This is a genomic window from Adlercreutzia sp. St.1H8 (assembly GCF_059728655.1).
Window position 1 is genome coordinate 1,034,132 of record NZ_AP039376.1, and the last position, 12,004, is coordinate 1,046,135.

General features: G+C 68.9%; 9 protein-coding genes. 8 read left to right on the forward strand and 1 reads right to left on the reverse strand.

Features of this window, described 5'->3' with window-relative positions:
• The first annotated feature begins 110 nt into the window (after positions 1–110).
• The 6 genes from AC6I0Y_RS03830 to AC6I0Y_RS03855 all read left to right on the forward strand — a co-directional run bounded on the left by AC6I0Y_RS03830 (position 111) and on the right by AC6I0Y_RS03855 (position 8,557).
• Entirely contained in the window at positions 111–2,567 is a 2,457-nt protein-coding gene (locus tag AC6I0Y_RS03830) for a molybdopterin-containing oxidoreductase family protein (protein ID WP_160708013.1), read from the forward strand.
• Between the two features lie 10 nt (positions 2,568–2,577).
• Positions 2,578–3,198: a 4Fe-4S dicluster domain-containing protein gene (locus AC6I0Y_RS03835; protein WP_160708011.1), complete on the forward strand. Its 621-nt coding sequence runs from the start codon at positions 2,578–2,580 to the stop codon at positions 3,196–3,198.
• Positions 3,199–3,253: 55 nt separating this feature from the next.
• Positions 3,254–4,519: an NrfD/PsrC family molybdoenzyme membrane anchor subunit gene (nrfD, locus tag AC6I0Y_RS03840; protein ID WP_497733204.1), complete on the forward strand. Its 1,266-nt coding sequence runs from the start codon at positions 3,254–3,256 to the stop codon at positions 4,517–4,519.
• 580 nt (positions 4,520–5,099) lie between these two features.
• The gene (locus AC6I0Y_RS03845) at positions 5,100–6,479 is read left to right on the forward strand and encodes a sodium-dependent transporter (RefSeq protein ID WP_497733206.1); all 1,380 of its coding nucleotides are present in this window, start codon (positions 5,100–5,102) and stop codon (positions 6,477–6,479) included.
• Between the two features lie 113 nt (positions 6,480–6,592).
• Positions 6,593–7,666, forward strand: a complete 1,074-nt coding sequence (gene ychF, locus AC6I0Y_RS03850; RefSeq protein ID WP_497733208.1) for a redox-regulated ATPase YchF — start codon at positions 6,593–6,595, stop codon at positions 7,664–7,666.
• Positions 7,667–7,753: 87 nt separating this feature from the next.
• Complete coding sequence (locus AC6I0Y_RS03855) at positions 7,754–8,557, forward strand: 7-cyano-7-deazaguanine synthase (protein ID WP_497733210.1); 804 nt, start codon at positions 7,754–7,756, stop codon at positions 8,555–8,557.
• An 81-nt stretch (positions 8,558–8,638) separates the two neighbouring features.
• On the opposite strand, the gene AC6I0Y_RS03860 is transcribed toward AC6I0Y_RS03855, so the two are convergent.
• Positions 8,639–9,958 (reverse strand): serpin family protein, encoded by a 1,320-nt coding sequence (locus tag AC6I0Y_RS03860; RefSeq protein WP_497733212.1) that lies wholly within the window; start codon positions 9,956–9,958, stop codon positions 8,639–8,641.
• Between the two features lie 241 nt (positions 9,959–10,199).
• On the opposite strand from AC6I0Y_RS03860, the gene gatC reads away from it, so the two are divergent.
• Together gatC and gatA are read left to right on the forward strand one after the other, a co-directional pair.
• Positions 10,200–10,511: an Asp-tRNA(Asn)/Glu-tRNA(Gln) amidotransferase subunit GatC gene (gatC, locus tag AC6I0Y_RS03865; RefSeq protein ID WP_160707999.1), complete on the forward strand. Its 312-nt coding sequence runs from the start codon at positions 10,200–10,202 to the stop codon at positions 10,509–10,511.
• The gene (gatA, locus tag AC6I0Y_RS03870) at positions 10,511–12,004 is read left to right on the forward strand and encodes an Asp-tRNA(Asn)/Glu-tRNA(Gln) amidotransferase subunit GatA (protein ID WP_160707997.1); all 1,494 of its coding nucleotides are present in this window, start codon (positions 10,511–10,513) and stop codon (positions 12,002–12,004) included. Before gatC ends, gatA begins: the two co-directional genes overlap by 1 nt.

Sequence of the window (12,004 nt, forward strand, 5' to 3'; positions counted from 1 at the left end):
TCTCAGGAGACGATAGGGGGAGAGCAGCCGATGGGCGCTCGGGCGACGGCCCGGCGTCCGCCCTCCGGGAGGGAAGGGTGGCTTCTCCGCTGATCACGCAAGGAGGAGAAATGTCCACATCGAACGTGCCGCAGCGCGCTCTCACGCGCCGCAGCTTCCTCAAGGCGACGGGCGCGGTGGCCGGTGCGGCTGCCGTGACGGCTGCCGCGACGCCTGCGCTCACGGCGCTGGCGGCTCAGGACGCCGCGGCTCCCGCGGGTGCTGACGTCGTCGGCTACGGCGTCTGCCGCTCGAACTGCATGCAGTCCTGCCGCTACCAGGCGCACGTGCGCGACGGCAAGCTCGTCAAGCTCACGCCGGCCGACTACGGCGAGGACCTGTACCGCGGCAGCTGCCTGCGCGGCATGTCCTACATGCACCGCATCTACAGCCCCGAGCGCATCAAGTACCCGATGCGTCGCGTGGAGGGCACCGAGCGCGGCGCCGGCCAGTGGGAGCGCATCAGCTGGGACGAGGCTATCAGCGACATCGCCTCGCATTTCCAGGCCATCATCGACGAATACGGCCCGAAGGCCATCGCCTTCGACTTCGGCACCGGCAACTACGGCGAGATCCAGGGCCAGACCGGCATCTTCAACCGCCTGGGCGGCATGCTCGGCGTCTCGAAGCCCGCGGGTATGAACGACCTGTCCACCGGCTACGGCATCGACCGCGTGCTCGGCACCGGCCTCATGTACTTCGCCAACGAGGCCAAGAGCGTGCTCGACTCCTCCCACATCTTCATCTGGGGCTCCAACCCCGTGCACTCCACGCCGCAGAACTGGCGCTGGATGCAGCGCGCCAAGGAGCAGGGCACCAAGATCATCACCATCGACCCGGTGAAGTCGGCCACGGCGCACAAGTCCGACGAGTACTTCGCCATCAAGCCCACCACCGACGGCTACCTGGCGCTGGCCATGGCCAACCACATCCTGGCCAACGGCCTGCAGGATGACGAGTTCATCGCCAAGCGCTCCACCGCGCCCTTCCTCGTGCGCGACGACACGGGCCTGCTGCTCCACAAGAGCGACTTCGAGGCCGTGGCCGAGGGCGAGGACGATCCGGCCTACGTGTGGGACGAGGCCTCCGGCGCCGCAGCGCTCTACGGCGCGGCCGCAAGCCCCGCGCTCGAGGGTCGCTTCGACGTGCAGGGCATCCCGTGCACCACGTCCTACACGCTGCTCAAGGAGCGCATCGATGAGTACACCGTGGCCGACGCGGCCCGCGTGTGCGGCATGAAGGAGGAGGACATCGTCTACCTGGCCGAGGAGCTGGCCGGCGCCAAGGCGGCGTCCGTCAACATCTCCTTCGGCATGGACCACTACGCCAACGGCTACCAGTCCTGCTGGGCCATCGCCATCCTGCTGTCCCTCACCGGCCAGGTCGGCCGCGACGGCGCCGGCTTCACGGGCATCTTCCTGAACACCGCGCTCTCGCTCAACCTCACGGGCCTCTGGGCTGCCAAGGGCTTCAAGGGCATGGCCACCACCTTCCCCATGACCATGCTGCACCAGGTGGTGGAGACCCAGGAGCTTCACGGCGAGCCGTATCCGATGAAGGCGCTCGTCTCCATCATCTCCAACTCGGTGAGCAACTGGCCCGCCCAGAACAACTACCTCACCAAGATCATCCCCAACCTCGACTTCATCCTGGCGATGGACATGGAGATGACCGACACCGCCCGCCATGCCGACATCGTGCTGCCCGCCGCGTCGTTCTATGAGAACGAGGACTTCCGCAAGGCGCACAACCTGCCCTACATCGTGCATCAGGACAAGGTGATCGAGCCGCTCTACGAGGCCAAGGACGACGTGGAGATCGCCAGCCTCATCGGCCGCGCCATGGGCCTGGAGGCCGCCTTCCCTGAGAGCGCCACCTTCGAGACCTATGCCACCGCGCTGCTCAAGAACGAGTCCTGCCAGAAGGCCGGCGTCACGCTTGAGCGCCTGCGCGAAGAGGGCTACATCGACCTGACGGTGATTCCCGGCAAGCCCGGCATCGTCGGCCGCGCCAAGTTCCCCACCAAGTCGGGCCTGGCGCAGCTCTACACCGAGAAGCCGGCGCCCCGCGTGGCCTACGGCCAGGACGTGAAGGCGCGCTTCCCCAAGGAGCACCTGGTGTACTACCAGGAGTCCGCCGAGGTGTCCGAGAACAGCGAGGCGGCCAAGAAGTTCCCCATCGTGTTCTACCAGGAGCACTCGCGCTGGCGCACCCATTCTCAGTGGTTCAACTCGCCGCTGCTCAAAGAGCTCGACCCCAAGCCGGTGTACAAGATCAGCGCGCCGGACGCCGCGGAGCGCGGCATCGCGTCGGGAGATGTCGTGGAGGTGTTCAACGACCGCGGCCACATGGTGGTGGAGTGCGTCATCGACCCGAGCCTGCCGGCGGGCGTGAGCCGCATGCCGAAGGGCTGGCAGCGTGACCAGTTCATCGAGGGCGGCTATCAGGAGCTGACGTACCCCGACCACGACGAGTGGTCCGTCGCCTTCAATTTCTACGACACCCGCGTCGACGTCCGGAAGAAGTAGGGAGCAAGCCATGCATTACGGATTCGCCATTGACCAGCAGCGCTGCATCGGGTGCCATACCTGCTCGGTGGCCTGCAAGATAGAGAACAACCTGCCCGACGAGATGTGGTGGAACCGCATCCTCACCGACGGCGGGGCCGAGATGGACATCCCCGCCGGGGAGTTCCCGAACTCGACCATCGAGTACGTGCCGGTGAACTGCCAGCACTGCGAGAACCCCGCCTGCGCCAAGGTGTGCCCGGTGGGCGCCACCTACCGCGACCCGGAGACGGGCATCGTGCGTCAGGACGTGGAGAAGTGCATCGGCTGCCGCATGTGCGTCGCCGCCTGCCCCTACACCGGCGTGCGCTCCTTCAACTGGGAGGAGCCCCAGTTCATGCTGGGCATGGATCTGGGAGATGAGGACGTGCCCGCGCATCAGAAGCACACGGTTGAGAAGTGCACCATGTGCTACCAGCGCGTGGCGAAGGGCCAGGAGCCGGCCTGCGTGGGCGCCTGCCCCGCCCGTGCGCGCATCTGGGGTGATCTGGACGACCCGCAGAGCGAGGTGTCTCAGATGATAGCCGCGCGCAGCAAGAAGCAGCTGCTGCCCGAGAAGGGCACGAACCCCTCCGTGTACTACCTGGTGTAACCGCGCGGCGCGCCCGCGGCTTGCGTGGGCGCGCCTCCTCCGAAGGAGACTTCTCATGACTGAACTCGAATCCGTCGCCGTCGCAGACGACGACTTCAACCCGGCCGCGGCGCCCAAGGCGCGCGAGGCCGCCGGCGCCCGGGCGGCCGCCTGGGGCGGGAAGGGCCTCAACGCGGGGATCGCGATCGCCGGCATCCTGACCGTGATCGGCATCGTGCTCTGGGGCATGCAGCTCACGGGCGGCATGGCGCAGACCGCCATGCGCAACCTGGACTCCTGGGGCCTCTACATCACCATGTTCATGTTCTTCGTGGGCCTCTCGGCCGGCGGCCTCATCATCTCGTCGGTGCCCAAGGCCTTCGGGATCAGGGGCTTCGGCGGCATCTCCAAGGTGGCCGTCATGAGCTCGATCGCGGCCACGGTGGCCGCGATCGGCTTCGTGGTGGTCGACCTGGGCCAGCCCCTGCGCGTGTGGGAGCTGTTCGCCTACTCCAACCTGGGCTCGCCGCTCATGTGGGACATCATCGTGCTGGCGACCTACCTGATCCTGTCCTGCGCCTACCTCTGGGCCCAGGTGCGGGCCGAGGCCGGCAAGGTCTCGCACACGGCCCTGCGCGTCATCAGCGTGGTCGCGCTCGTGTGCGCCGTGCTCGTGCACAGTGTCACCGCCTGGATCTTCGGCCTGCAGCAGGGCCGCGAGATGTGGCACACGGCGCTCCTCGCGCCCTGGTTCGTGTCGTCCGCCCTCGTGTGCGGCACCGGCCTCGTGATCTGCGTGGCCGCCGCCCTGCGCCGCGCGGGCTACCTGGCCCTCGAGCAGGCGCAGCTCGCGCGCCTCGCCAAGCTGCTCGGCGCCTTCGTCGTGGTGGACCTCTACTTCTTCGGCTGCGACCTGCTCACGGAGGCCTTCCCCGGGGGCGAGGGCCTGGCGGTCGTTGAGATGCTCGTGTCCGGCCCGCTCGCGCCCTTCTTCTGGGGCGAGGTCGTGCTCTGCGTGGCCGCGGCCGTCGTCTGCTTCACGCCCTCCCTGCGCACCACCCCGCTGCTCGTGGCGGCGAGCGCGGCCGCCGTCCTGGCCATCCTCTGCAAGCGCGTGCAGCTGCTCGTGGGCGGCTTCCAGCTGCCCTCCCTCGACCTGGCCGGCCCGGTGACCCCCATGACCGTCACCAGCTGGGAGTCCGGCATGGCCGGCGCCTACCAGGGCATGGTCTACTGGCCGGCCCCCATCGAGTGGGGCGTGTGCGCCGGCGTCGTCGCCCTCGCCGTCCTCGTCTTCCTCCTGGGCCTCAAGTTCCTGCCGCTGCGCCCCAAGGCAGAGTAGCCCGTCTCCCGGGGAGCGCAGAGCATCTCCCCGGCATGTGTCTCTAACGCCCCTCCCTGGGAGCTGCCGGATCCCCCTCCCCGGCGTCTCTCCCTCTAGCCAGGCGCCCGCCCTCGTGCGGGCGCCTGCTCGTATCTGGCCATGCGCTGCTCGGGCTGGCTGCGTGCCGACCTTGGAATGGCGGCCCTTCTCTGCAAATTCGCGCGGTTTTGCACTCGATAAGTTCGCCCCGGCGCCCACAGCCCTGTCGGCGCTTTTCGCGACCTGGGATTTTGCCGGCCTGCCTCGCTTCAGTCCGCCGTCTGCCGGCTCCGGCGGGTGCATAACCGACCGTATTTGCGGTAGCGACGCCCTTTTTCGGAGGCGGGCGCGCTGTAGCGCACTTTCCGACGCGCCGTGCTCCTCTCCAAGCTCGCGTCGGATCGCCCGCTCGCGGACGGTTCGGCCTGCCACCCGAACTCATCGTGGCAACGCAAGCGCCTGCGCGTATAATCACCCGGTTAGCGATTGGACGTTTTCGGCGGAGGCTGCGGGCTCGGGGAGAGCCGGTCTCCGCCGGGGAATTCGAGAAGGGGATACTATGGAAACGAATTCTCCCGCCCGTGCCAGCTGGTCTGGCAAGTGGGCGTTCATCCTGGCCGCAGCCGCCTCGGCGGTGGGCCTGGGCAACATGTGGCGCTTCCCGTACCTGGCTGCCAAGTACGGCGGCGGCACGTTCCTGCTCACCTACCTGGTGCTGGTCTTCACCTTCGGCGTGTCGCTGCTCCTGCTGGAGACGGCGCTTGGCCGCAAGACGGGGCAGTCCGCCATCGGCGCCTTCAAGAGCTTCGGCAAGAAGTACGCCTTCATCGGCGTGCTGGCCTCGGCGGTGCCCTTCATCATCACGCCCTACTACTGCATCATCGGTGGCTGGGTAACCAAGTACACGGCGGCTTACCTGGTCAACGGCCCGGAGGCGCTTGCTGATGGCGGCGACTTCTTTAGCGGGTTCATCACCTCGAGCTTCGAGAGCTATATCTGGATGCTCGTCTTTATGGCCGTCGTGTTCGTCGTGGTGGCGCTCGGCGTCAAGGGCGGCATCGAGAAGGCCAACCTGTTCATGATGCCGGCCCTTATCGTCATGGCCGTCGGCATCGCGCTCTACACGCTTACCATGCCCGGCGCCATCGACGGCGCCCTGTACTACCTGACCCCGGACTTCAGCAAGTTCTCGCCGGAGCTGGTCATCGGTGCGTTGGGGCAGATGTTCTACAGCCTGTCTTTGGCCATGGGCATCATGATCACCTACGGCTCCTACATGCGCAAGCAGGACAACCTCACCTCCTCGGTGGCGCGTATCGGCTGCTTCGACCTGGGCGTGTCCTTCATCGCCGGCCTGCTCATCGTGTCCGCGGCCTTCGTGGCCATGGGCTCGGGCGAGGCCGTGGCCACGAAGGCGGGCCCCTCGCTCATGTTCATCACCCTGCCCACCGTGTTCGTCGACATGGGCGGCATGGCCACCATCATCGGCTTCCTGTTCTTCCTGCTCGTGCTGTTCGCGGCGCTCACGAGTGCCATCTCGCTCACCGAGACGCTCGTGTCCATCGTGCAGGACGGCCTGAAGTGCACGCGCGGCAAGGCCCTCGGCATCGTCATCGCCTTCGTGGTCATCGCCGGCGCGCTCGTGAACGCGGGCTACAACGGGCTGTCGTTCATCGAGCCTCTCGGCGAGGGCTCTTCACTGCTCGACCTGGCCGACTTCTTCTCCAACTCGGTGCTCATGCCCATCGTGGCGCTGCTCACCTGCGTGTTCGTCGGCTGGATCATCAAGCCCCAGGCCATCATCGACGAGGTGCGCGTCTCCTCCAAGTTCTCGATGGCCGGTGCCTGGACCGTCATGATCAAGTACGTCGCCCCGGTGCTCGTGGTGATCATCCTGGTGGCCTACGTGGCGGCGCAGTTCGGCTTCTTCTCCATGTAGCGCGCTGCGCTGTCTCTGCTTTCCCTGGGAAGGGCGCCCTCGTCGGGCGCTCTTCCTCTGTTTTACGGTAGGATTCTCTCCAGAAGGTAACTCGACGTAAGCGAAGGATTCCCATGGCTCTCTCAATCGGCATCGTCGGCCTGCCCAACGTGGGCAAGTCCACCCTGTTCACCGCGCTCACCAACAAAGGCGGCCTGGCGGCCAACTATCCCTTTGCCACCATCGAGCCCAACGTGGGCATCGTGCCGGTGCCTGACGCGCGGCTCGACGCGCTGGCGGCCATCGACCATCCGGCCAAGATCGTCCCGGCCACGGTGGAGTTCGTGGATATCGCGGGGCTGGTGGCCGGCGCCTCCCAGGGCGAGGGCCTGGGCAACCAGTTCCTCGCCAACATTCGCGAGACCGACGCCATCGCCGAGGTGGTGCGCTTCTTCGCCGACCCGGACGTGACCCACGTGGCCGGCAAGGTGGATCCGCTCTCGGACGTGGACACCATCAAGACCGAGCTCATCCTGGCCGACATCGCCACGGTGGAGAAGGCCATCCCGCGGCTGGAGAAGGAGGCCAAGCGCGACAAGGCCGGCATCCCCAAGCTGGAGGCGGCCAAGAAGGCCCTCGCAGGGCTGAACGAGGGCCATCGCGTGCGCACGCTGAGCCTGTCCGAGGACGAGGTGGCGGCCCTCTACGATCTGCACCTGCTCACCATGAAGCCGATGCTCTACATCGCCAACGTGGACGAGGATGCCGTGGGGGCGGATCTGCCCGAGATCGACGGCTGCGTGCCCGTGCCTATCTCTGCAAAGGTGGAGGCCGACATCGCCGAGCTGGCTGAGATGGATCCGGAGGAGGCGCGCGAGTACCTGGAGGCGCTCGGCCTGCCCGAGAGCGGCTTGGCCCGCCTCATCCACGAGACCTACCGCCTGCTGGGGCTCCAGTCCTACTTCACGAGCGGCGAGACCGAGACCCGCGCCTGGACCATTCCCGTGGGTGCGAAGGCCCCCCAGGCCGCTGGCGTCATTCACACCGACTTCGAGCGCGGCTTCATCAAGGCTGAGACGGCCTCCTTCGACGACTACGTGGCCCTCGGCGGCGAGAAGGGCTGCCGCGACGCCGGCAAGCTGCGCCAGGAGGGCAAGGACTACGTGGTGCAGGACGGCGACGTCATGCACTTCAAGTTCAACGTGTAACACGCGTCAGATCATGCGGACGGCGGGCGCCTAGGTGGCGCCCGTTTTTCATTCGGGGAAGAGGAGAGAGAAAGGGGAGGGCGAGCGATGGCTGAAGATCGGGAGGCGCGGCTGGCGCCGGACGCGCCGGGCGTCGGCGAGGGGCAGCGCCTGGGCGCCGAGCCGCTCGGCGGCTTCCTGGCGCGGACGCCGCGGCTGGCGGTGGCGTTCTCGGGCGGCTGCGACTCGGCCTACCTGCTGGCGGCGGCCCGGGCGGCCGGCTGCGCCGTGCGCGCCTATCGCGTCGACACGGCCTTCCAGCCCGCCTTCGAGCGCGACGACGCCGAGCGCGTCGCCGCGGCGCTGGGGGTGCCGCTTACGACCATCGCCCTTGACGTGCTGGCCCATGCCGATGTGGCCGCAAACCCGCCCGACCGGTGCTACCGCTGCAAGGGGCTCATCTTCGACGCCATCCGCGCCCAGGTGGAGCGCGACGAGGCGGCGGGGCTGTGGGAGGACGCGCCGGCGGCCGCCTCAGGTGCGCCGGCGGGCGGCACGGCCCGCGCGGCCGTTGAAGTCGCCGGCGGCGCCAGCGCGGGCGTTCCCGCGCCGGCGGGGCGCATCCCCATCGTGGACGGCACCAACGGCAGCGACGACCCGGCGCGCCGCCCGGGCTTCCGGGCGCTCGCCGAGCGCGGCATCGTGTCGCCCCTGCGCCGCGCGGGCCTCTCGAAGGAGGCGGTGCGCGCCGCCTCGACCGTCCTCGCCGCACGAGAGGGGCGCGACCCCGCCGCGCTCCTGGCCGCCAAGCCGAGCTTCCCCTGCCTGGCCGTCTTCGTCCCCGAGGGCGCGCCCCTCACCGAGGAGTCCCTAACCCGCGCTGCCGCCGCGCGCGGCGTAGGCCCGCGGTAGGCCCGAGCCTTGACGCACGAGGGCCCGCCGGGAGCGCTCGCGCGCTTCGGGCGGGCCCTCGGGGCTTGGCGGCTGGCGGGGCTACTCGGCGCCGTCCATGATGCCGATGAAGACGGGGATGCACTGGTTGTTGTCGATGATGAGGTAGACGAAGGGACGATCGAGGCGCACGGTCTTGGGCTCGCCGCTCGGCATGGCCGAGGTGACGCGGACTCCCACGTTCGTGGCGGCCGCGGCGCGCGTGCCGGTCTCGTCCACCGATACGAAGGCCTTGTGCTCCACCTCGCTGATGGCCAGGCTCCCCTCGGCGCTGATGCCGGTGAAGTCGGCGCTGGCGCCGAAGGCGTCGGCCATGCCCATCTTCGCCAACGTGCCCGACAGCTCGATGCCGTAGCGGTCCTCGAACTTGGGCATGAGGGCCTGCACCTCGTCGAAGGAGGCGCCGCGCAGAAGCGCGCGCAGCTCCGATCCGCTCATGGACGCGAGCAGCTGGCCGGGCGTCGTGCCTTCGGCCGGCAGGAGCGCGGCGAAGGAGTAGCGGCCGTCGGCGTAGGGCTTGACGAAGCCCGTGGCGCCGGCGCCCTCCAGGTAGAGGCCCTCGCTCGAGCCCATGAAGGGAAGCGTCTGGGCGCTGCCATCGCCACGGGTGAAGGTGTCGTCGGCCACCTGGGACTCCTCGTAGGGGGTCTCCCAGTCGCCGTCGAAGGCCACGGCGTTCGTCAAGCACATGACCATCGACGGGTCGAGGGTCTCCACGATGCGGTCGATCATGCCGTCGGTCTGCTCGTCCACCCAGCCGTTGATGGCCTCGACGGTGGACGCGTCGAAGGGCTCTTGGAACACGCCGGCGTCATAGTAGTTGACGCAGGCCTGGAGGAAGGGCTCCTCCACGGCCAGGCCGTCGCGGATCCACAGCGAGTTGGCCAGGTGCAGCGCGTCGTCAGCCGGCTCGGCATCCTCCGCGTCGGCACCCTCGGGCGGCTCGAGCGACGCGGCGTAGGCGTGCAGGCAGTCGTTCAGGTCGGGCACGGGCAGCCCGAGCACGTCCTCCATCTCGGCGAGGGTGTTGCCGCGCGCGCCGTTGGCCGTCATGGCCAGCGCGTACTCGACGGAGAGCGGCGAGAGCAGCGCGCCGCCCTGCCCGCCGTAGGCCTCGTTGAACAACGTGAGGGAGAAGTCGGTCAGCGCGTCAGCCTGGGCCTCGGTCAGCTCGGACGTCGGCGTCACTCGGTCGGGCTCGAGCCCGGCGGTGAGGCTCGTCGCGGACGCGGCGGGCTCGCTTGCGGCCGGCACGTCGGATGCCGGCCCGGCCGGCGCGCAGCCGGCGAGCGCGAGGGGCAGCGCAAGCGCGCACACGGCGGCGCTCGCGCGCAGGGGGAGGGAGGGGGACGTTAGGGCCATGGGCGCCTCCTGTTCGATCGGATGCCCCATCCTACCACGGCGCGCGAGCGCGGGCTGCCATCCGTCGGGCCTCCGTTGCCGTCCCGCTCCGTCGTCGGGCGGCCTCCTTCGAAGGTTCGCATCCCCGCCGTGCGTCACCATCTGCGAATTCTCGTCCGGCTGCTTCCGATCCCGTCCGCTCCGTCGCGCCTTTGCTATCATAAGCAGGTTGAATCCACCGACGAAAGCGGGGCAGCTCTCCATGACCCAACACCTCACCGAACACGACGTGCGCGGCATCGCCGAGTACGCGCGCATCGGGCTGTCTGCCGAGGAGGTCGTCACCATGACGGCCGACCTCAACGCCATCATCGACAGCCTCGCGCCCATCACCGAGTACGATCTCGACGGGGTCGAGCCCACCTTCCACCCCATCGGCGACCTCTCCAACGTCATGCGCGATGACGTCGAGCGCGCCGGCTTCACCCAGGAGACGGCGCTCTCCAACGCGCCCAAGCAGGAGGACGGCAGCTTCCTCATCCCGTCTATCCTCGGCGAGGGGGGTGACCGCTGATGGCTCGCAGCTTCGGGGAGATGTCCGTTGCCGAGATCCAGGCCGGGCTCGCGGCCAAGGAGTTCTCCGCCGCCGAGGTGGCGCGCGGCTCCTTGGAGCGCATCTCCGCCGCCGATGAGGCGGTGCACGCGTTTCTCCAGGTCACTGAGGATCTGGCCCTCCAGGCCGCCGCGCGTGTGGATGCGGCCGTGGCTGAGGGGCGCCTGGCTGAGCTGGGCCCGCTCGCCGGCGTGCCGGTGGGCTACAAGGACAACATGAACCTCACGGGCACGCGCACCACCTGCTCGTCGAACATGTTGCGCGACTACGTGTCGCCCTACACGGCCACCTGCGTCCAGCGCACGCTCGACGCCGGCGCGCTGCCCATCGGCAAGCTCAACATGGACGAGTTCGCCTTCGGCAGCTCCACCGAGACCTCGGCCTTCGGCCCCACGCGCAACCCGTGGGACCTCGAGCGCGTGCCCGGCGGCTCGTCGGGCGGCAGCGCGGCGGCTGTCGCCGCAGGCCTCGTGCCGGTGACGCTCGGGTCGGACACGGGCGGCTCCATCCGCCAGCCCGGCTCGTTCTGCGGCATCGTGGCGGTCAAGCCCACCTACGGCATGGTCTCGCGCTACGGCGTGGTGGCCTTCGGCAGCTCGCTTGACCAGGTGGGCCCGTTCGCCCGCTCGGTGGCCGACGCGGCGCTCGCCCTGAACGCCATCGTCGGCCGCGACGAGCTGGACTGCACGAGCCAGCCGTGCGACGTGGACTTCACGGCCAACCTGGCCGACGGCGCGCGCGGCCTGCGCGTGGGCGTCGTGCCCGCGTTCCTGGAGGCCGAGGGCCTCGCGCCTGAGGTCAAGGCCAAGGTGGAGGCCGCCGCCTCCGCGCTCGAGGCCGCCGGCGCCGAGCTCGTGGAGGTGGAGCTGCCCCACGCCCGCGCCGCCATGAGCGCCTACTACGTGCTCGGACCCTGCGAGGCCTTCTCCAACCTGGCGCGCTTCGACTCGGTGCGCTACGGCTACTGCGATCCGGGTCATTCCGACCTCGGCAGCCAGTACGAGGCCAGCCGCGAGCACGGCTTCGGGCCGGAGGCGCGCCGTCGCATCATGCTCGGCAGCTACCTCTTGTCCGCCGGCGTCTACGATCGCTACTACTACCCGGCCCAGCAGGTGCGCACCCTCATCACGCGCGACTACCTGGAGGCCTATGAGAAGGTAGACGTGATCCTCGCGCCGGTGGCGCCGCGCACCGCCTTCAAGTTCGGTGAGATCGGCGACCCGACGGAGATGTACCTCTCCGACATGTTCACCATCTCCATCAACATCGCGGGCAACGGCGGCATGTCCGTGCCCGTGGGGCTCGGCGCGGACACGGGGATGCCCGTGGGCGTGCAGCTCATCGCGCCGCCCTTCAAGGACGCCAACATGCTGCGGGCGGCCGCGGCGCTGGAGCTGGCCTTCGGGCCGGCGCCGGTAGCCCCCGCCTTCGCTGACGGAAAGGCCGGTGAGTAG